This is a genomic window from Pseudomonas extremaustralis, from assembly GCF_900102035.1.
GTDB classification, from domain to species: domain Bacteria; phylum Pseudomonadota; class Gammaproteobacteria; order Pseudomonadales; family Pseudomonadaceae; genus Aquipseudomonas; species Aquipseudomonas extremaustralis.
Genome location: NZ_LT629689.1, coordinates 285,092 through 305,951 on the forward strand (window position 1 = coordinate 285,092; position 20,860 = coordinate 305,951).

The following is a 20,860-nucleotide window of genomic DNA, read 5'->3' on the forward strand; positions in this document are numbered from 1 at the left end:
CTTGGAGGTCGAATTGGACAAGAACATGAAAATCCTCATCGTTGATGACTTCTCAACGATGCGGCGGATCATAAAAAACCTGTTGCGTGACCTTGGGTTCACCAACACGGTCGAGGCGGATGATGGCCTTACGGCGATTCCGATCCTCAATAGCGGCAGCATCGACTTTCTGGTGACGGATTGGAACATGCCTGGCATGACCGGTATCGACTTGCTGCGTCACGTGCGCGCCGATGAAAAGCTGCGCAGCCTTCCGGTGTTGATGGTGACCGCCGAGGCCAAGCGTGAGCAGATCATCGAAGCCGCTCAGGCCGGGGTCAACGGTTACGTGGTCAAGCCTTTCACTGCACAAGCCTTGAAAGAGAAGATTGAAAAAATCTTCGAACGCATCCACGGCTAATGCCATCGCGGGGGAGCTATGGAGCATAAAGAAAAGTCACAGGGCGATTTTGAGTCGACCCTGAAAAAGCATGCTCACCAGTTGGTCGACAGCCTTGAAAAAGGTCATTTCGGCGACGCGGTGCAGTTAATCCATGAGCTCAATCAGACCCGTGACCGAGGCCTGTACCAGGAAGTGGGCAAGCTCACACGCGAGCTGCACAGCGCGATCGTCAATTTCCAGATTGACCCGCACATGCCCCAGGCCGAAGAAATCTCGCAAATCACCGATGCCACCGAACGCCTGTCCTATGTGGTCAGGCTGACTGAGGCGGCGGCCAATCGCACCATGGATCTGGTGGAGAACGCCACGCCTCTGGTCAACGGCATGGCCACCGAAGCCCAGGCCCTCAGCCACGACTGGGGCCGTTTCATGCGTCGGGAAGTCGGTGCCGAAGAGTTTCGCGAGCTGGCGCGCCGGGTCGAGGGGTTTCTGTCGCGCAGCGAGCAGGACAATCACACGGTATCCAGCAACCTCAACGACATTCTGCTGGCCCAGGACTACCAGGACCTCACCGGTCAGGTGATCAAGCGCGTGACCCAATTGGTCACCGAAGTGGAAAGCAACTTGCTCAAATTGGTGCTTATGGCAGGCCAAGTCGATCGTTTCGCCGGCATCGAACATGACCGCGAAGCGATCCTCTCGGAAAAAGATCCACAAAAACATCTCGCCAAGGGTGAAGGTCCGCAGATTCATGCCGATAAACGTGAAGACGTTATGTCAGGTCAGGATGACGTAGATGACCTGTTATCCAGTTTAGGCTTCTAAGGAGCACACCCATGAGCTTCGGCGCCGATGAAGAAATCCTTCAGGATTTCCTTGTAGAGGCCGGCGAAATTTTAGAGCAACTGTCCGAGCAACTGGTCGAGCTGGAAAGCCGACCGGATGATGCGAACCTGCTCAATGCAATTTTTCGCGGTTTTCACACTGTAAAAGGGGGCGCCGGCTTCCTCCAGCTCCATGAGCTGGTGGAGTGTTGCCACATCGCCGAGAACGTGTTCGACATCCTGCGCAAGGGTGAGCGTCACGTTGACTCGGAATTGATGGACGTGATTCTCGAAGCACTGGATGCGGTCAACGGCATGTTCAGCGAAGTGCGCGAACGTGCCCCGATCACCCCCGCCACGCCGGAACTGCTGGCCGCCCTGGCGCGTCTGGCGGAGCCTGCCGACACTTCGGCGGCGCCGGTGGTTGAAGCCGTGCCGGAGCCTGTGGTCGAAGCCGAGGCGGATGTCACCGACAGCGAGTTCGAGCAACTGCTCGACTCCCTCAATGCGGTCAAGGCCGAAGCCGAAGCGCCGCAAGCGGACGTTACGCCTGCAGCGGACACCACGCCCGCCGCGCCGACCAGCGAAGATATTACCGACGCAGAATTCGAATCCCTGCTCGATCAGTTGCACGGCAAAGGCCAGTTCGCCGCCGACGCCGTTGCGCCAACGGCTGCGCCGCCAGCGCCGGCAGCCACCGCCAGCACCGACATCACCGACGACGAATTCGAGTCGCTGCTGGACCAACTGCATGGCAAAGGGACCTTTGCGGCCGATGCCTTGCCGGAGGTCGCCGCCACGGCTGCCGCCACCACCGCCGCCACTGCTGAAAAGCCCGGCGCCGATGGGTTGATCACCGACCACGAGTTCGAATCCCTGCTGGATGAATTACACGGCAAGGGCAAGTTCACCGAGGTGCCTGCGAGTGCGGCCACAGCGGCACCGGTGGCCGCCAAGGCCGCAGCGCCTGCCGCCGCCAAAGCAGCTGCGGCAGCTCCCGCCGCCAAAGCCGCGCCGGCACCTGCTGCCGCCGCTGCTCCGGCGCGTGCCGCCGCGCCGGCCGCTGCCGACAAACCGGCCAGCGAAGCCGAAACCACCGTGCGGGTCGACACCGCGCGCCTGGACGACATCATGAACATGGTCGGCGAACTGGTACTGGTGCGTAACCGCCTGGTGCGCCTGGGCCTGAGCAGCGGCGATGAAACCATGCAAAAGGCCGTGTCGAACCTCGACGTGGTCACCGCCGACCTGCAGACCGCAGTGATGAAAACCCGGATGCAGCCGATCAAGAAAGTCTTCGGCCGTTTCCCGCGCCTGGTTCGCGACCTGGCACGCCAGCTCAAGAAAGAGATCAACCTGGAGCTGGTGGGTGAAGAAACCGACCTCGACAAAAACCTTGTCGAGGCCCTGGCCGACCCGCTGGTCCACTTGGTGCGCAACGCCGTCGACCATGGCGTCGAAACCCCGGAAGAACGTGAAGCTGCGGGCAAGTCCCGTAACGGCAAAGTGATTCTGGCGGCGGAACAGGAAGGCGACCACATCCTGCTGTCGATCAGCGATGACGGCAAGGGCATGGACCCGGCGATCCTGCGCGGTATCGCGGTCAAGCGTGGCGTGATGGACAAGGACGCCGCCGATCGCCTGACCGACACCGAGTGCTACAACCTGATCTTCGCCCCGGGCTTCTCGACCAAGACCGAGATTTCCGACGTGTCGGGCCGTGGCGTGGGCATGGACGTGGTGAAGACCAAGATCAGCCAGCTCAACGGTTCGATCAATATCTACTCGACCAAGGGCCTGGGCTCGAAGATCGTCATCAAGGTGCCGTTGACCCTGGCGATCATGCCGACCCTGATGGTGATGCTGGGCAATCAGGCTTTCGCCTTCCCGTTGGTCAACGTCAACGAGATCTTCCACCTCGATCTGTCGCGCACCAACGTGGTGGACGGCCAGGAAGTGGTGATCGTGCGCGACAAGGCGTTGCCCCTGTTCTACCTCAAGCGCTGGCTGGTCGCCTCGGCTGCCTATGAAGAGCAGCGCGAAGGTCATGTGGTGATTCTCTCCGTGGGCACCCAGCGTATCGGCTTTGTGGTCGATCAACTGGTGGGTCAGGAAGAGGTGGTCATCAAGCCTTTGGGCAAAATGCTGCAGGGAACCCCGGGCATGTCGGGTGCGACCATTACCGGCGACGGTCGGATCGCACTGATTCTCGATGTTCCGAGCATGCTCAAGCGTTACGCCGCTCGGCGTATTTGATTTTGGTGGGGCAGGGCGGTAATGCCTGCCCCGTCTAACGGAGTGTTTATGGCAGTCAAGGTCCTGGTGGTGGACGATTCAGGTTTCTTCCGCCGCCGCGTCTCGGAAATTCTTTCCGCCGATCCAACGATCCAGGTGGTCGGCACGGCCACCAACGGCAAAGAGGCGATTGATCAAGCCATTGCGTTGAAGCCGGACGTGATCACCATGGACTACGAGATGCCGATGATGGATGGCATCACCGCAGTCCGCCACATCATGCAGCGCTGCCCGACTCCGGTGTTGATGTTCTCCTCGCTGACCCACGAAGGCGCCCGAGTGACCCTCGATGCGCTGGACGCCGGCGCGGTGGATTTCCTGCCGAAGAATTTCGAAGACATCTCGCGCAACCCCGAGAAGGTCAAGCAAATGCTGTGCGAGAAAGTCCACAGCATTTCCCGCAGTAACCGTCGCAGCCTGTTCAGCGCCCCGGCGCCTGTTACCGCGCCCGCTGCACCTGCCGCCTCTTCGTTCGGCCGCCAGGCACCTGCACCGGTCGCCCGGCCTGCGGCGCCGCCGGTGCGTACCTCCGCCCCCGCTCCGGCCGCTGCCCATTCGCCTGCGCCCAAGCGCAAGGCCTACAAGCTGGTCGCCATCGGTACTTCCACTGGCGGCCCGGTCGCCTTGCAGCGCGTGTTGACGCAATTGCCGGCCAACTTCCCGGCGCCGATCGTGCTGATCCAACATATGCCCGCCGCATTCACCAAGGCCTTTGCCGAACGCCTGGACAAGCTGTGCCGCATCAGCGTCAAGGAAGCCGAGGATGGCGACATCCTGCGCCCTGGCCTGGCACTGCTGGCCCCCGGCGGCAAGCAGATGATGGTCGACGGCCGTGGCGCGATCAAAATCCTGCCTGGCGATGAGCGCCTGAACTACAAGCCGTGCGTGGATATCACCTTCGGTTCGGCGGCCAAGTCCTACGGCGACAAAGTTCTGGCGGTGGTACTCACCGGCATGGGCGCCGACGGTCGTGAAGGCGCGCGCCTGCTCAAGCAGGGTGGCAGTTCGATCTGGGCGCAGGACGAAGCCAGCTGTGTGATCTATGGCATGCCCATGGCCATCGTCAAGGCTGACCTGGCCGACGCCGTCTACAGCCTGGACGACATCGGCAAGCATCTGGTGGAGGCCTGCCTCTGATGGATGTACTGAGTCTGATCGGCATCACCATGGCGTTTGTCGCGATCATCGGCGGCAATTACCTCGAAGGCGGCCACCTCGGCGCCTTGGCCAATGGTCCGGCGGCGCTGATCGTGATTGGCGGCACGGTAGGGGCGGCGTTGCTGCAGTCGCCCCTGAGTTCGTTCAAGCGCGCCATGCAGATTCTGATCTGGATCATTTTCCCGCCACGTGTCGACCTGGCTGGCGGCATCGATCGTGTGGTCAATTGGAGCCTCACGGCGCGCAAGGAAGGCCTGCTGGGCCTGGAAGGCGTGGCCGATGCCGAGCCCGACGACTACGCGCGCAAAGGCCTGCAATTGCTGGTGGACGGCGCCGAGCCGGAAGCGATCCGCAGCATCCTGGAAGTGGATTTCTACACCCAGGAAAGCCGCGACATCAACGCCGCCAAAGTCTTTGAAAGCATGGGCGGCTACGCGCCGACCATCGGCATCATCGGTGCGGTGATGGGCCTGATCCACGTGATGGGCAATCTGGCCGATCCTTCGCAGTTGGGCAGCGGCATTGCCGTGGCGTTCGTGGCTACTATCTACGGTGTGGCCAGTGCCAACCTGGTGTTGTTGCCGGTGGCCAGCAAGCTCAAGTCGGTCGCGCTGCGTCAGTCGCGTTATCGCGAGATGCTGCTCGAAGGCATTCTGTCGATTGCCGAGGGTGAGAACCCGCGCTCCATCGAATTGAAGCTCCAGGGCTTCATGGACTGATGTACATGAACCGTGTAGGAGCGAGCTTGCTCGCGAAAATCGTCAACGATGACGCGGGCAGTCTGGATGAACGCGTTGCTCTCGGATTTTTCGCGAGCAAGCTCGCTCCTACAGGTGATTCGTTTTGCGGAGGTAATTGGTTGTGAGCCGTCGCCGTCGCGAGCCTGAAGAACATGTCAACCACGAACGCTGGCTGGTGTCCTACGCGGACTTCATCACCTTGCTGTTCGCGTTTTTCGTGGTGATGTATTCCATCTCGTCGATCAACGAAGGCAAGTACAAAGTCATTTCCCAGGCGCTGATCGGCGTGTTCAACGATGCCGACCGCTCCCTCAAGCCGATCCCCATCGGTGAAGAACGGCCCAGGACCGTGACCCCGGCCAAGCCGTTGATCAACGACAGCGACGAAACCGCCGCCGGCGTGGGCGGCACCAGCGATCCGCTGAAAAGCATTGCCGACGACATCAGCGCCGCGTTTGGCGACCTGATCAGCTCCAACCAGATGACCGTGCGCGGCAATGAGTTGTGGGTGGAGATCGAACTCAACTCCAGCCTGCTGTTCGCCAGCGCCGATGCGATGCCCAGCGACCAGGCGTTCACCATCATCGACAAGGTGGCGGCGATTCTCAAACCGTTCGAGAACCCGATCCACGTGGAAGGCTTTACCGACAACGTCCCGATCAGCACCGCGCAGTACCCGACCAACTGGGAGCTGTCATCGGCGCGGGCGGCGAGCATCGTGCGCATGCTCGCGATGCAGGGTGTGAACCCTGGGCGCCTGGCGTCGGTGGGGTATGGCGAGTTCCAGCCGGTAGCCAATAACGCCACGGCGGAAGGTCGTGCGCGCAATCGTCGGGTGGTGCTGGTGGTGTCGCGCAACCTGGATGTACGCCGCAGCCTGACCGGTACCGGCACCGCCAATGCAACACCGGACGCGGCCTTGATGCGGGCTGGCACACAAACTGCACCGGCCCCTGCAAAGCCGCCGGTGCGTCAGAGTGCCGTCAATTCTCCGTCGCCGGCTCAATAACCCCATGCAATGTCTCGGTCGCGCCAATGCCTGCCGGGAGGAACCAACCGAATGAGAGTCTGGGCAGTTGCCAATCAAAAAGGTGGAGTCGGCAAGACCACCACCTCCATCGCCTTAGCCGGCTTGCTGGCCGAGGCGGGCAAGCGCGTGGTCGTGGTCGACCTGGACCCCCATGGCTCGATGACCAGCTATTTCGGCTACGACCCGGACACGCTGGAGCACAGCAGCTACGACCTGTTCCTGCACAAGGGCAGCGTGCCGAGCGATCTGCCCGGACAATTGCTGCTGCCCACCAGCAACGAAAGCATTTCCCTGCTGCCGTCCAGCACCGCCCTCGCCACCCTTGAGCGCCAGTCGCCGGGGCAGAGCGGCCTGGGCCTGGTGATCGCCAAGACCCTGGCGCAACTGTGGCAGGACTTCGATTACGCGATCATCGACAGCCCGCCGTTGCTCGGTGTGCTGATGGTCAACGCCTTGGCGGCCAGCCAGCAACTGGTGATTCCGGTGCAGACCGAGCACCTGGCGGTCAAGGGCCTGGAACGCATGGTCAGCACCCTGGCGATGATCAATCGCTCGCGCAAACAGGCGCTGCCCTACAGCATCGTGCCGACCTTGTTCGACCGCCGTACCCAGGCGTCGCTGGGGACGTTGCGCGTGCTGCGCGATGCCTACCCGGACACGATCTGGAATGGCTACATTCCGGTGGATACGCGCCTGCGCGATGCCAGTCGCGCGGGGCTCACCCCGTCGCAGTTCGACGGCAAAAGCCGCGGTGTGCTGGCCTATCGCGCGTTGCTCAAGCACCTGCTGTCCCAACAGTTGGCGCAGGTGGCGTGATGAATCGTCCCGTCGACCTGAAGGTCAAGACCCGGCCGCAACTGGCACTGGAATCCTACCTGGATGCCTTGCTGCAGGATGCGACCGAGGAAGAACAACCGGTACTCGTATTGGAGCCGGTCCTGGAGCCAGAAAGCACGCTGGACGAGTTCCAGTTGGCGGTCCTGGAGGAACAGGCCCGCGATGCAAAGCTTCTCGTTGCACCCGTAGCAGCCCCGGTGACGCCGGCCGTGGTGGCACCCGTGGTGGTCGCTCCCGTCGTGGTCGAGCCGGTGGTGGACGTGCACCTGCCGCCAAGCATCACGCCGCCGCCGGTGACCAGCGATGGTCGCCCGGCCTGGGCTGCCGAGCCGTTCGAATGCTTGCTGTTCGACGTCGCCGGCTTGACCCTGGCGGTGCCGCTGGTGTGCCTGGGCTCGATCTACTCGCTGGAAGGCCAGGAGCTGACGCCGTTGTTCGGGCAACCGGAATGGTTCCTCGGCATCCTGCCCAGCCAGGCCGGTAACCTCAAGGTGCTGGATACCGCGCGTTGGGTCATGCCTGACCGCTACCGCGATGATTTCCGCCAAGGGTTGCAGTACGTGATTTCGGTGCAGGGCTATGAATGGGGGCTGGCGGTGCATCAGGTCAGCCGCTCACTGCGCCTGGACCCGAATGAAATCAAGTGGCGCAGCCATCGGGGCCAACGGCCATGGCTGGCGGGCACCGTAATCGAACATATGTGCGCGTTGCTCGACGTCGCCGAACTGGCTGAGTTGATCGCCAGCGGTGCCGTCAAGACGATGCCGGTCAACACCCGAAATTGATTGAACAACAAGGGTCGCACGGTTGTGCGGCCATAGAAGCACGCACGCCGTGTCCAACGGCATTTGAAGGGGTCAGGTGTATGAATAAGTCAGCGTCCGCACAAGGTTTGGATGATCCGATCCTGCAATGGGTTACCTTCAAACTGGACAACGAGTCCTATGGCATCAACGTAATGCGCGTGCAGGAAGTGCTGCGCTACACCGAAATCGCTCCGGTGCCGGGCGCGCCGAGCTACGTGCTGGGCATCATCAACCTGCGCGGCAACGTGGTGACGGTGATCGACACCCGCCAGCGTTTCGGCCTGGTGCCGACCGAGGTCAACGACAACACGCGAATCGTCATCATCGAAGCTGACAAGCAAGTGGTCGGGATCATGGTCGACAGCGTGGCGGAAGTGGTTTACCTGCGCCAATCGGAAGTGGAGACCGCTCCGAACGTGGGTAACGAAGAGTCGGCCAAGTTCATCCAGGGCGTGTGCAACAAGAACGGCGAGCTGCTGATTCTGGTTGAACTGGACAAGATGATGAGCGAAGAAGAATGGTCGGAACTGGAGAGCATCTGATTGTTCCTTGAGGCCGCAGTGATTGTCCTGGCCCTGTTATGGGCCGGGACGCTGGCATTGCTGCTGCGCCATGTGCGCCAGCAGCGCGAATTGGTGTTGCGACAGGCCGAGCAGGACGCGTTGCGCGACCGGCGCATCCTGGAGTTGGTCAAGCGGGTCGACCATTTCCAGCAAAGCGCGGTAAAGGTCGGGGATGAGGTGCATGAACTGCGCGCGATCCTCGCGCCGCTGCCGGACAAGCTGACGCAGCTGGAGCAGCGTGATCCCTCCAGCCTGTCCTTCGCCCAGGCGGCGAAACTGGTGGGCATGGGCGCGACGGTGGATGAGCTGACCCAGTCGTGCGGGTTGACCCAGGCTGAGGCTCAACTGATGAGTAAGTTGCACAAGAGTTGATCGTGGGCTGCCTCACAGCAGCCCTCGTTAGGCGCGAGGGTATTCGCAAAGAACCTAAGTGCGCCACCGCTTGAACTTGCGTTCAGAGCCACCCATCGGTTCATGTTCGCGTCGGTAAACCTCGGCAAAAATGTCGGTGATCGCGCGCTGCGGCCTGCGTTGCCTGAGTTCTTTGACGCGCTGTCCCAATCGAATCAACTCCTCGCTGGGCTTGGCCCACTGCTCCTCAGGAATCGACTCCGACCAGGCTTGCATGACCTCCGGCAATTTTTTGCGGCCGACCTTGGCGATGCGTTTCACCTCCCATTCGACGAGGCGGTTGGGCAAGGTCCAGAAGGTCATGACGTGGTAGATGTACCAGAAAAACCCATGCACCCAGCCGACCTCCTTCTCGCGAATCCGCCGGTGCAGGCGCGCGCGGGCGTTGCGGAAGGTGTGCATGCCCTCATGGGGCGGATCGTTTGGGCCTTGCAGGTCCATCGGGTCCTGGATGCTTTTGAGGTCGTGGACTTCGTACTCCATGTAGGCGCGCACGGCTTCCCAGTGGGCAATCGCCAGTGGCATCCCGGCGCACATGAACTCAACGCGCACCAGTTCCCCTTCGTGATAAAAACCCATGCCCATGCCGTACTGGCGAGTCACACCATACTGTGAACCGCCTTGCGCCTGGACGACCCAGGCGCAGAGGGACTCCCAGGGGACGAACAGAGGAGCTGTCGCACCCCTGGGCATGAAGCAGACTTCGCGACGTTGGCGGTTGAAGCGGGTGGGGATGACTTCTGTGTATAGGCTGTGGGCTTTGAGCCATGCTGCGAGGCAGACGCCTAGGTTGCACAAAGATGACCAGAAGACAATTTCATAACCCGCTAGAAAGATGCCTTGCATCGCATTCCACAGATAATCCCAACCATGACCGAGGGTTGCAAACATAAGCGCGCCGACAACCGGGCCACCCAAAAGCGCTAAGACCGCAGCGGTAAAAGGCCCCCCCAATGTCATCTGCCATGAAAATACTTGGGGCTTACCGCCGCCAAAGTCCAAGTACGTGTCATTGAGATCGCTCACGTAAGGGCTGTGTGGTGATACCTCTGTCGGCAGCGGTAGCGGTGCCAGGTAGGTCGTGTAGCCAGAAGCAAACGATTCGATGTCTCCAGCTCGGTATACCTTCATTGCCGCCGGATCGGTCGAGGGGGTATCGATGGGTTTAGTCATGCGAAATCAACTCCAGCATCAGGGGCTCTATCTGCAACAGCGGCGCGTGGGGAAGGGGGGCGACTTGATCAGCCGGCGGGAAGCTGCCACTGCCCCTGGGCTCAAAGCGGATGGAGTACGTTCGCTGATGCGGCTGCCCGTTGGTGTCGGGGCTTTGAATGACCACCACCAGCATCAGCTCTTCGCGGGACCTGTTTGGTATCAGTTCATCGGGCACGGGGTAGCCGATGCAGAGAATCATCTGATGGCCATCGACGCGACGTAGCCTGGCCTCGACGGCCTCACTGAGTATTTCCCAGCGTTCGTGGGGCATCCCCCTTTCCACGCGAATCGTGCTGATGCGGTATGCAGCGATGCTTAACTGATGGCTGGGCCTGCCGCCCATCGGCGGCGTAAATGCGCCGATATCCAGCCCGGGCAACAGCAAATGCATATCGCCGACCTTGGCTTCCAGCAGCAGGTCTTTCCACCAGGTGTCGTGTTCGACAGGGCCGACCTGCACGGAGGGTGCCTGCATGATCGCGATCAAGGCGTTCTGGTAGTCAGCCAGGCTCGAGGATTTGCGTTTGCTCGCATCCCGTCCCCACGGCGTGCTTTGTAGCCATTGGTCATGGGCACTGGTGTTGTAGTGGTTGTAGAGATAGTTACCGCCCAGCTCCAACGCCGTAAACAGCGCGCCGACCAGGTTCGCACGGAAAAAAACGCTTGAGAGCCGCACACCGGCGGCGGCCCATGCGGCGGTTCTGGCGGCTCCTTGTTCGGCCATAAGTACGGTAACGCCTGCAGTGACTGTACTGCTCAGGCCATACAGATTGCTTGCCAGCAAACCGCCTGAACCGGCCATTGACATGATTGCCCCGGCCTGAGCCTCGCCATTGCCGCTACGGACGGTTTGCTCCCAACTGGCTTGATAACTATTGAGACTGGAATTGGTCGCGAACACCCCGAATGCATAAGTCATCAGTCCTAGACCGATGTGCAACTTGCCCATCTGCACGTAGACATAGTCGATAGCGTGATTCTGCAGCCCTTTGGCCAACACTGAGATGCGAGCGGTCAGTGCCGTATCGAACACACCTTGCGCCGCAGCAAAACCGGCGGCGCCCGTCGTCATCAAAGCACTAAAAAGAGGTCGCAAAGTCGGTGGGGTATTACTTGTCACTGAACTCTCTATCACCACTTGCCAAAGATTCAACGCCTGCACCACAAACACCAACAACGCCGCCCCATCCCCCAACCGATTCGGTAGTGGCGCCGCCTTCACCCCCTCGCGAAAGTTCCTCATCAACTCCGCTATTTCCTGCCGGCCCGCCGGCGGAAAAACTACCGTGATGCCCGCCCGCGCGGGCGTGGCCCCGAAAAACTGGACGTGGTTGTCCGGCAAGTCGCCAATCGGGCTGAGTGCGTTGGCCAGGCGCGCTTCGGCGATGCCCAGTCGATAGCGGGTGTTCGCGATTTCAACCTGAAGTTCTCGCGCTCTGGGCGATTTGTGACCCGCCGTCTGTTTTGTCCAGACCCGTTCGCGCTTGAGCCTTTGCAGGTACTCCTGTTCTCTGAACCAGTCCCGGAGTTCGCGCCGGAGTGAGTCCTTCTCGTCCGCCGATGCAAAGGTAAAGGTCACGCCCTCGTGCTTCGCCGCGTCCAGAATGCGCATCAGCAAGGCCTTGGGTAAGCGACTGAAGAGCTGGTCCAGCGTCGGCATCGCCTGGCCCTTGAACACCTGATCAAAGTCCGCCAGGGCTTTTTCCATGCCGCGATTGAGCGCCGGGGTCATGGTCTGCTGGGCAGCCTCGGCAACCGCGCGGGTGTCGTCCGGCAGCCTGTCGAGGGTCGGCAAACGGTTGTTCTCGAGGTCCTGAAGTTTTTTCAGCAGTTCGGGCATGTTGTTGAACAGCGTCATGCCCGCCGCCGGCACGAACGCATACTGAGCCCGGGCCGTCGTATGTTCGCTGTAGGGCCGCGTGTAAAACTGCGGGCGACTGAAGTGCGGGGCTTGCTCCAGGTACTGGAGCACCTGCTCGCAGGCGTCATCGCTTCGGCAAATGTCCTTCAGGCAGGCGTATTCGGTGGTAAAACATTGGCCGATCTGTCTGGCATCCTCGGGGTCGTAGTACCACGCGCTTTTATGGAAAAAACCGGCGCAAAACAGCGCCGTGCGATCCGCCGTGATGTGCTCGAGCAGGGTGTTCCAACGCTGGAGGGATTGGCGGTGAGCGAACAGCGCGTTGTCCATCGCCTCACGGTCGATCAGGTCATTGATGCCGCGCTGGCCCATCTTCGCGCCATTGAGGACATCCCTGATGCGGCGGTCTTGCTCTTTACCAAGCTTGATCAGGGCCTCGAAATGTTCCTCGACGAAGTCCTGGGGCGACGTCTTGAAGTGTTCACGGGTGTAATAGCGCCGATCCGTGTCTTCGATGTCGTGAGTCGCGGCGGCGTAGTTTACGGAGTCCCCCTGGTAACGGACCATGTGCAGCGCGTCTTCCAGGACCTCCTTGTGCAAGCGCGTCAGTTCTGGCGGCACGGGACTGCCCTTCGGCGGTGTAGGCAATCCGCCTCTGTTGAGGTAATCGACCAGAGCCTGGCGCGTCGTACCTTGCTGCGGCGCCGGCATGGCCTCCAGGTCGGCGAGCATGCGCTTGATGGCCGGGTGGTTACTGGCATCGGCCAATCCGCCGATATCCGCCTGGGTCAATTGGGTCAGCGATTCGATATAGCAGGCCAGCAGGTAGTCACGCTCGTTGCCGCGTGCTTGCGATCCGCCGTTGGCCCACGCATCGATCCACCCGACGACCTTATCCTGGTAGTTGGCGAGGTCGCGAAGCACGCCAATATCATCCCTCACCGGCAAATACATGACGTCATAGCGGTACTCTGCCTCGACGCAATCACTCAGGTGCCGCATCGGTACATCATGAAACCGTACAAATGTTTCCCACAAATAGGGGGTGCGTTCAGGGTCGGGATCGCTGTCGTCATCGCCGCTGCAAGCGACCTCGGCCAACCAACGTTCGGCCTGGTCGGGCGTCAATAAACCGGGGCCGCCGGTTTCACAATTGGCCTGGCCCAGATCGACGGCCTGCATGAAGTAGTCGCGTTCGGATGGGCTGTAGAGGACCTGGCGGCACTTTTTCGCGGTCCACTGTATTTCGGAGTGGCAGACATGCAGCTCAGCGCGTGCGGGATAGATCAACACCGGCTTGTTGATGGGCGTTTCGCGGTGATCACTGTGGACGTCCGTGCCTTGCCAGAGCATCGCGGTGACCACGCCATCGAGGACGCGGTATTCCGAGAGTTCGCGCTTTTTCGCGTCGATCACATAGAGCCAGCCATCGCGCATCAGACGAATGCCGAGCGGGCGGGTGGCGAGTGTGTAGGGAACAGGGATCTCGGCCGAAGGGTCCAGGGCGGGGTCATCGACCAATCCGTAGCACAGGGGCACCAACTGCATCGTGCTTTTCATCAGCGGGCAGGTGGCCATGGAGTTTTTCGCGTCATCACGGCTTGCATTGACGTGGTTAGGGTTCTTTTTCATACCGGGTTCCTTTGCAGGCTTTCGGCCCGTTCTTGCTTGAAAAATGAAGGTGTCCAGAGGGCGAAATGCGCCGTGGGGGAGGGGACTTGGAATCAAACGGCATGCCAACTAAAAAATTGCCATATAGAACAGTTGGTTAGCGGCGAATAGGTCGGCAGGGCAGCTTTTTTGGACGGAAAAAGGGGAAAAAGTGCGCAAGAAGTTGCACAGTGCTGTGCAACTTCTTGCGCACTTGGCTGAAGCCCTTGTTATTCAAGGGTTGTAGAGGATTTAGGGGTGGATTTTCAGCTTTTTACTGTGCAACTTTTTGCCATGTGCGCGTATGGCGCGGGGCAGGCGTTGCACCCCGCTGATTGCTGTTTTCCACGTCATCGTTAACGAGCTTTACGGGCAAGTTCGAACCCGTCCTCAAATAATTTCCAAGCTCATGGCTTTTTTCTCCTCCCCAAAGGTCAACATCCTTCAAGCACCTTTGAACCCAGGAGATTCCCCCCGATGACCACCCCCAAGGCACTGTTGATCCTCCATGGCAAGCAAACCCTCAACGAGGACGTACGCTCGGCCGTGCAGGCCCGGCGTGCCCTGGGCTGGGAACTGGCGGTGCGGGTGACGTGGGAGGGCGGTGATGCTCAGCGGCTGGTACACGAGGCGCTGGACGACGGGTACACGCACCTCATTGCCGGCGGCGGTGACGGCACGTTGCGCGATGTGGCCGAGGCGATGGCGCTGGCCAAGACCGACGCCAGCCTGGTGCTGATGCCACTGGGCACCGCCAACGACTTTGCCAAGGCCGCCGGTGTGCCGCTGGACCCGGCGCAGGCCCTGGCGTTGCTGGACGTGCCGCCCAAGGCGATCGACCTCGGTCAGGTGGGGGGGCAAATCTTCCTCAACATGGCCACTGGCGGTTTCGGCAGCCAGGTCACCGCTAACACTTCCGAAGAGCTGAAGAAGGTCCTGGGCGGAGCCGCCTATCTATTTACCGGCTTGACGCGTTTCAGCGAATTGAAGGCCGCCTATGGCGAATTGGAAGGGCCGGATTTCCATTGGAAGGGCGAGTTGCTCGCGCTGGGGATCGGCAACGGGCGCCAGGCCGGCGGCGGGCATGTGCTGTGCCCGGAGGCATTGGCCGATGACGGCCTGCTGGATGTCAGCATCCTGCCGGCACCCCAGGAGGTGGTCGGTACGTTGCGTGAGCTGATGAACAATGGCTGGGGGCTGGACGCCATGTTCGTGCGAGCCCGCCTGCCCTGGGTCGACATCAAGGTCGCGCAGGGCCTGTATATCAACCTGGATGGCGAGCCGCTGGAGGGCGACGACCTGCACTTCAAAGCCTTGCCCAAGGCCTTGCGCGTGCACCTGCCGGTGAATTCGCCCCTAGTCGTCCAGGCTGATGATCTGCTCGCGCACGGCGAATAACACCAGGCCTGCCACGTCGAAAATTTGCAGGCGCTTCATGATCTGCGAGCGGTGCGCTTCCACGGTCTTGATGCTCAGGCCCAGCCCGTGGGCGATTTCCCGAGTGGACTTGCCGCGTACGATCAGGCGCAGGATCTCGAGCTGGCGGGCTGTGAGGTTATGACTGTGGCCGGCCGGGGTGGTGGGGCTCTGGCCGCGCACCAGCGCCTGGTTGATCACGGTGTGGGCGATCGCCGGGCTCAGGTAGCGTTCGTTGTTGCGCAACGCCAGCAGCGCGTGCTCCAGCTCATTGGCGGTGGTGTCCTTGAGCAGGTAGCCATGGGCGCCGGACTCTAGCGCGCACATGATCAGTTCCGGGTCGGTGTGCATCGACAGGATCAGCACCTTGCTCTTGGGGTAGGCGCGACGCAGTTGTTGCAATGCATCCAGGCCGCCAGTGTGCTTCATCGACAGGTCCAGCAGCACGATATCGGGTTGCAGGGCGCAAAACTGCTCCAGCAACTGCGCGCCATCGCTGGCTTCGCCGATCACCGTGTAGCCGGGGATGTCCTGGACCAGTGCACGGACACCGGCTCGAATCAGTGCATGGTCATCCACCAGAAGTAATTTGCAGGTCACTCGAAAACCTTAGGGGAACTGGCCCGTTCGAGGGCGCGGGGCGCCCAGGGGAAAAGCGCTTCGATCCGTGTCCCTTTGCCTGGCTGGCTGCTGACGGACAAGGTGCCCCCCAGTTGATCAATCCGCTCGAACATGCCGGCCATGCCCCGTTGACCTTCCAGGCCGGGGTCGATGGCAGGCGAAAAACCCTGGCCGTCATCGCTGATACTCAGCGACAGTCCTTCGGGCAGGCGTTGCAGGCGTATAAGCAAATTGTGTGCCTGGGCGTGGCGAAGCATGTTGGTCACCGCTTCCTGGGTGATGCGAAAGGCTGCCACGGCCATTTCTTCGGGGATTCCGGTCAGCCGTTGCTGGCATTCCAGGCTCCAGTGAATCGGTGTGTTTTCCAGGGTCTTGATCAAGTGCGCGCGCAGACTGGCTTCCAGCCCCAGGCTGGCCAATTGGCGAGGGTTGAGGATGGCGGAGACGTCGCGCACTTTGGCCAGGGTTTCATCGAGCGTGCTGCACAACACCGTGCATTGGCCTTGCAGGTCTTGCGGCAGGCGGCGCTTGAGCCATTCGCTTTGCAGCTTGGCGGCGGTCAGCAATTGGCCGATATCGTCATGCAGCTCACGGCTGAGGCGGTGGCGTTCGTTTTCCTGTACTTGCAGCAGACGCTCAGCCAGTTCCTGGGGTTGGAACTTGATGGATTTGCGTGAGCCCCACTGTTGCAGGCCAACCAGCGCCAGTATCGCCAGGTTGAGCAGCAGCACCGCCAGGGGCACAGGTTTTGTGCCGGCATAGGCGAACAGGCTGAGCAGCAACGAGACCAGGCACAGGGCGAGCATCAAGCGGCGTGCATGGCTGCTGGACACGAACCTGGCGAGGAGTGACTTGAGCTTGGCGTACATAGCGGATGGAGCCAATGAGGGTTCGCTGCGGGAAGACCGGTCATGGCGGCTGACGGGGCTTTGTGTGAAGTGCGTGGCCAAATCGTTTTTAAACATGATGAAGTTGAGTTACTTCGGGCGGGGCACATAGTACCACCCCTGTAACCGTTGGTCGCCTGGCACTTTGCATTGCCGCGCCATCACCCACGCCAATACCCTGAGGAGAGTCTCAGAGTTTGAAGAATGGGAAATTTTATTATCTAAGTTGGTTGTATCAGTGGGCCGGTTAGTGGCTATTTGATATTTGTTTTTGTCGCTTTTAGATACCCCATGGAGTGAATGCGACCTGATCGTGTCTCAGGACGCATGATGCAGGCGTTGCTGCGGTTTGGCACTGAAATCCTTTTGCGGAATCTGCAGGGCTGCCGTGGCAATCAATGTGGTTTGTTCGGTTTCATCCAGAGCCAGCTGGCCTGTCTTTATATCGATCAACTCCAACTGCCAGGCCAGCAGGGTCAGGCAATCATGCAAGGCATCCAAGGCCTGATCATGCAGTTGCAAAGGGTTTTCCGCATTGGCGATCAAGTATTGGATATGTCGCGAGAATTCGCTGATCGCCTGCAATGCCAGGGCGTCGGCTCTTTCGGCGAGGTTGATCAAGCTGATCTTCATGCAGTCGATCGCGTCGCTGTCATTGCGAATCAGATGCAAATGACTGAGACACTCTTCGGACTTGGCCAACAGCTTTTCAGCCTGATGCAAGAACTCTGGAAGTGCCAGTTGCCACTCGTTACCGTCGTTCATCATGCAAGCCTCCGCAAAAGGTCGGGTGATGAGATGTCGCACCGGGCGAATGGCTTAAAACTAGCGCTGAAATTTGACTGAAGTCTGTAGGCTGATTCTGAGTATTCAGTAGGACGTTTATTTAAATGATGGCGACGACGGCGCGTGGCCCTCATGATCGAGGTCAGTTGCACACCTTCGGTTGCCGCGACGTGTAGGTCCGGAAGGCCCGTGGACCGAGGGCTAGGGATGGCAAACAAAAGCCTGACTCCATTCATGCAATGAGAATGGCATCACATTAATGGCTATTAGATATTGCGAATATCAGGTTTTGCCTGATTGTGCATAGGGGAATCCCTTATGTCGCGGAACCTCGCGTCGATTTGAATGTCGCGCGATGTCGCTTCGCCGCCGTCTGGAGATGGCTAACGCAGTAAAGCATGATGTCAGTGTGACATCAATGAATTTGCGTGGCATTTTACAAGGGTCAAGATCTGGCATTCGCCGCCGATAACTGGCTTTAGTGAACAAACTTTCGCGCAACACTTTCCAGCGCAAAACAGGAGCTCTCAATGGCCGGCATTCTCGACACGGTAGATCAACGCACACAACTGGTGGGCGAGAATCGCCTGGAGATCCTCATGTTTCGCCTGGCCGGGCGCCAATTGTTCGCGATCAACGTGTTCAAGGTGCAGGAAGTCCTGCAATTGCCCAAGTTGACGTTGATGCCCCAGCGTCACCCCTTTGTCTGCGGCGTCGTCAACCTGCGCGGCCAGACGCTGCCGGTGATCGACCTGTCCCAGGCCATCGGCATGCGACCGCTGGTACCGGGTCCCGACAGCACGATTATCGTTACTGAGTACAACCGTTCGGTGCAGGCGTTCCTGGTGGGCGGCGTGGACCGTATCGTCAACATGAACTGGGAAGCGATCCTGCCACCGCCCACCAGCGCCGGGCGCCAGCATTACCTCACCGCCATCAGCAAGGTCGACGACCAGTTGGTGGAGATCATCGACGTGGAAAAAGTCTTGGCCGAGATCGTGCCGTATAACGCCAAGGTGTCCCGCGAAAAACTCGACGACCCGGTGCTGGAGCGTGCCCGTGGCCGTGAAGTGCTGTTGGTGGATGACTCCAACGTGGCGTTGTCGCAGTTGCGCGACACCCTGGGCCAGTTGGGGGTCAAGATGCACATCGCCAGCGATGGCCTCAAAGCCCTGAACATGCTCAAAGCCTGGGCCGATAGCGGCCAGGTGATGACCGACAAGCTGCTGATGATCTTCACCGACGCCGAAATGCCCGAAATGGACGGCTACCGCCTGACCACCGAGATCCGCAACGACCCGCGCCTGCGCAAGCTGTATGTGGTGCTGCACACGTCGCTGTCGGGCAGCTTCAACGAGTCGATGGTGAAGAAAGTCGGGTGCGACAATTTCCTGTCCAAGTTCCAGCCCGACAAGCTGGTGGATGTGGTGCGTGAACGACTGATGCTGGACGAAGTGCCGGCTTGACTTTAGGGTGGCATCTTTGCCCCCTCAGGAATGCAGGCCCATGCTTCGTCTCAGCGCGCTGTACCGTTATCCCTTGAAGTCCGGCAAAGCCGAAGTGCTTCAGCAGATCGGCCTGGATAAACTCGGCCTGGACGGGGATCGACGCTGGATGCTGGTGGACGAGGCCAGCGGGCGTTTTCTCACCCAGCGTGCCGTGGCGAAGATGAGCCAGTTGTCGGCGCTGTGGAACGCCAGCGGCGGGCTGACCTTGAGCTCGCCCGGCTACGCGCCGTTGGAGGTGCCGCTGCCGGGAGGCGACGCCGAGTTGCGCGGGGTGACCATCTGGCGCGACACCTTGCGCGTACCGGATGCCGGTGACGAAGCCGCCGCCTGGGTCAGTGAGTTTATCGGCAAGCCCACGCGGCTGGTGCAGATGCCCCTGGAACGCGCCCGCACTACCCAAGCCGGTTTCGGCAAGGATGATGACCAAGTAGCGTTTGCCGACGGTTATCCATTGCTGCTGATCGGCCAGGCGTCCCTGGACGACCTTTCCCAACGCATTGGCCGCCCCATGGAGATGCTGCGTTTTCGGCCCAACCTTGTCATCGAAGGTGGCGAGCCCTTTGCCGAGGACGGCTGGAAGCGCTTGCGCATCGGTGATGTGGAGTTTCGTGCGGTCAAGCCATGCTCACGCTGCATCCTCACCACCATCGACCCGCAAACTGGCGAGCGCAGTGCCGACCGCGAGCCGTTCGCAACCCTCGAGGCCTATCGCAAGACGGAAGAGGGCGCGATTTTTGGCCAGAACCTGATCAACGATGGCGCCGGCCACCTTGAGGTGGGCATGCCGGTGACGATCCTCGAATAATGCACGCGCCCATGAAAAATGCCCGTCTCCTGCGAGACGGGCATTTTTTTTGCGCCGCGTGGATCAGCCGCGGTATTCGCACAGGTAAGCGGTGTCCACGGCGACCTTGAGCTGGAACTTGCTGTTGGCCGGTACGTTGAACTGGCTGCCGGCGGCGAAGGTTTCCCAGGCGTTGGCATCCGGCAGCTTGACGCTCAGGGCGCCGGACACTACGTGCATGATTTCACGCTGGGCGGTGCCGAATTCGTATTCGCCCGGGGCCATCACGCCGATGGTCGCCGGACCTTCTGCGGTGCCGAAAGCGATCGACTTGACGGTGCCGTCGAAGTACTCGTTGACTTTAAACATGGGCGATTCCTCGGAAAAGGGTTGAGGCTTCCTGTAGGCGCGAGCTTGCTCGCGCCTACAGGGAGAATTACGGAAAAAAGGCCGGTCAGTATGCCCAAGCGAAGAGAAGCTGCCTAGACCGGCAAAATCAGCGGCAGCAGGCGCGCGGTGTTGCGCGCATCTTCCAGCGCCCGGTGTTGCTGGCCTTGGAACTGCATGCCGGCCAATTGCAGGGCGCCATTGAGCCCCAGGGGCTTGTCCAGGCGCCGCGCCTTGGCGAAGCGCTGCTTGAGGTTCACATGGGGGGTGTGGGCCAGTGCGCTGGCCAGGGCATGGCGCTGCCATTCCAGCTCCAACTGGTGGCGGTCGTAGTCGCCCCAACTGGCCCAGCCTTCCAGGCGCGGCTGGTGCTGGCCCAACCAGCGCTCGAACAGTGGCCACACCTCGGTAATGGGCGCGGCGCTGTCCATATTCGCCTGGGTGATGTGCGTCAGCTTGCGGCAAAAGGGCGTCAGCAGCGGACGGCGCAGTGGCCGTACAAAACGCTGGAAGTGATCCAGTTCGCGGCCTTCGCGGTTCACCAGGCTGGCGCCGATCTCGATGACTTCCATCTCCGTGACGGGCCAGCCGCCGTCATCCGTGGTGGCTTCAAGGTCAATAATCAGCCAATGAGGCATCGCGCAGGTTCCCGTACTCTTCCCTTATTGATGGGGATAGAGCGTAGCCCGACCGCGTAGT

20 protein-coding genes are annotated in these 20,860 nt (G+C 60.6%); 13 read left to right on the forward strand and 7 right to left on the reverse strand.

Translation table 11 applies throughout. The annotated features are described in order from the left end of the window. Positions 1-25 precede the first annotated feature (25 nt). From BLR63_RS01365 to BLR63_RS01410, 10 genes are all read left to right on the forward strand, one after another. Positions 26-400 carry a chemotaxis response regulator CheY gene (locus tag BLR63_RS01365; RefSeq protein ID WP_160385018.1) on the forward strand — a complete coding sequence of 125 codons (375 nt, stop codon included), beginning with the start codon at positions 26-28 and terminating at the stop codon, positions 398-400. 18 nt (positions 401-418) lie between these two features. Continuing rightward, a complete protein-coding gene (locus BLR63_RS01370; RefSeq protein ID WP_010563996.1) occupies positions 419-1,207 on the forward strand; it encodes a protein phosphatase CheZ in 789 nt (262 codons plus the stop codon). An 11-nt stretch (positions 1,208-1,218) separates the two neighbouring features. Then, positions 1,219-3,462, forward strand: coding sequence for a chemotaxis protein CheA (locus tag BLR63_RS01375; RefSeq protein ID WP_010563997.1), 2,244 nt, complete (start codon positions 1,219-1,221; stop codon positions 3,460-3,462). A 48-nt stretch (positions 3,463-3,510) separates the two neighbouring features. Further along, positions 3,511-4,638, forward strand: a complete 1,128-nt coding sequence (locus BLR63_RS01380) for a protein-glutamate methylesterase/protein-glutamine glutaminase (protein WP_010563998.1) — start codon at positions 3,511-3,513, stop codon at positions 4,636-4,638. Next, positions 4,638-5,378, forward strand: coding sequence for a flagellar motor protein (locus tag BLR63_RS01385; protein WP_010563999.1), 741 nt, complete (start codon positions 4,638-4,640; stop codon positions 5,376-5,378). Before BLR63_RS01380 ends, BLR63_RS01385 begins: the two co-directional genes overlap by 1 nt. Positions 5,379-5,520: 142 nt before the next feature. Then, positions 5,521-6,408 (forward strand): flagellar motor protein MotD, encoded by an 888-nt coding sequence (motD, locus tag BLR63_RS01390; RefSeq protein ID WP_010564000.1) that lies wholly within the window; start codon positions 5,521-5,523, stop codon positions 6,406-6,408. 51 nt (positions 6,409-6,459) lie between these two features. After that, entirely contained in the window at positions 6,460-7,245 is a 786-nt protein-coding gene (locus BLR63_RS01395) for a ParA family protein (protein WP_010564001.1), read from the forward strand. Continuing rightward, complete coding sequence (locus BLR63_RS01400) at positions 7,245-8,051, forward strand: CheW domain-containing protein (RefSeq protein WP_010564002.1); 807 nt, start codon at positions 7,245-7,247, stop codon at positions 8,049-8,051. Before BLR63_RS01395 ends, BLR63_RS01400 begins: the two co-directional genes overlap by 1 nt. Positions 8,052-8,131: 80 nt before the next feature. Further along, positions 8,132-8,614, forward strand: coding sequence for a chemotaxis protein CheW (locus BLR63_RS01405; protein ID WP_010564003.1), 483 nt, complete (start codon positions 8,132-8,134; stop codon positions 8,612-8,614). Next, on the forward strand, positions 8,615-9,007 hold the full coding sequence (locus BLR63_RS01410) for a DUF2802 domain-containing protein (RefSeq protein WP_010564004.1): 393 nt from the start codon (positions 8,615-8,617) through the stop codon (positions 9,005-9,007). A gap of 54 nt (positions 9,008-9,061) precedes the next feature. Here BLR63_RS01410 and BLR63_RS01415 read toward each other — a convergent pair whose 3' ends face one another. Both BLR63_RS01415 and BLR63_RS01420 read right to left on the reverse strand, forming a co-directional pair. Beyond that, positions 9,062-10,219, reverse strand: coding sequence for a hypothetical protein (locus BLR63_RS01415; RefSeq protein WP_050901320.1), 1,158 nt, complete (start codon positions 10,217-10,219; stop codon positions 9,062-9,064). Then, a complete protein-coding gene (locus BLR63_RS01420; RefSeq protein ID WP_083365915.1) occupies positions 10,212-13,754 on the reverse strand; it encodes a toxin VasX in 3,543 nt (1,180 codons plus the stop codon). The genes BLR63_RS01415 and BLR63_RS01420 overlap by 8 nt, the downstream gene beginning before the upstream one ends. A gap of 495 nt (positions 13,755-14,249) precedes the next feature. Between BLR63_RS01420 and yegS the strand changes: the two genes are divergently transcribed. After that, the gene (gene yegS / locus BLR63_RS01425; RefSeq protein ID WP_010566367.1) at positions 14,250-15,170 is read left to right on the forward strand and encodes a lipid kinase YegS; all 921 of its coding nucleotides are present in this window, start codon (positions 14,250-14,252) and stop codon (positions 15,168-15,170) included. On the opposite strand, the gene BLR63_RS01430 is transcribed toward yegS, so the two are convergent. The 3 genes from BLR63_RS01430 to BLR63_RS01440 all read right to left on the reverse strand — a co-directional run bounded on the left by BLR63_RS01430 (position 15,129) and on the right by BLR63_RS01440 (position 17,464). Beyond that, entirely contained in the window at positions 15,129-15,788 is a 660-nt protein-coding gene (locus BLR63_RS01430) for a response regulator transcription factor (RefSeq protein WP_010566368.1), read from the reverse strand. The genes yegS and BLR63_RS01430 overlap by 42 nt on opposite strands. Then, the gene (locus BLR63_RS01435) at positions 15,785-16,678 is read right to left on the reverse strand and encodes a sensor histidine kinase (protein ID WP_010566369.1); all 894 of its coding nucleotides are present in this window, start codon (positions 16,676-16,678) and stop codon (positions 15,785-15,787) included. Before BLR63_RS01435 ends, BLR63_RS01430 begins: the two co-directional genes overlap by 4 nt. A 336-nt stretch (positions 16,679-17,014) precedes the next feature. Continuing rightward, on the reverse strand, positions 17,015-17,464 hold the full coding sequence (locus BLR63_RS01440; protein WP_042947190.1) for a hypothetical protein: 450 nt from the start codon (positions 17,462-17,464) through the stop codon (positions 17,015-17,017). Between the two features lie 548 nt (positions 17,465-18,012). Here BLR63_RS01440 and BLR63_RS01445 point away from each other — a divergent pair. Together BLR63_RS01445 and BLR63_RS01450 are read left to right on the forward strand one after the other, a co-directional pair. Next, on the forward strand, positions 18,013-18,948 hold the full coding sequence (locus BLR63_RS01445; protein ID WP_010566371.1) for a chemotaxis protein CheV: 936 nt from the start codon (positions 18,013-18,015) through the stop codon (positions 18,946-18,948). Positions 18,949-18,988: 40 nt separating this feature from the next. Then, entirely contained in the window at positions 18,989-19,795 is an 807-nt protein-coding gene (locus tag BLR63_RS01450) for an MOSC domain-containing protein (RefSeq protein ID WP_010566372.1), read from the forward strand. Between the two features lie 63 nt (positions 19,796-19,858). Here the strand turns inward: BLR63_RS01450 and ppnP are convergent, their stop codons facing one another. Next, on the reverse strand, positions 19,859-20,143 hold the full coding sequence (gene ppnP / locus BLR63_RS01455) for a pyrimidine/purine nucleoside phosphorylase (protein ID WP_010566373.1): 285 nt from the start codon (positions 20,141-20,143) through the stop codon (positions 19,859-19,861). Between the two features lie 113 nt (positions 20,144-20,256). Beyond that, entirely contained in the window at positions 20,257-20,799 is a 543-nt protein-coding gene (locus tag BLR63_RS01460; RefSeq protein ID WP_010566374.1) for an exonuclease domain-containing protein, read from the reverse strand. Positions 20,800-20,860: the final 61 nt, after the last annotated feature.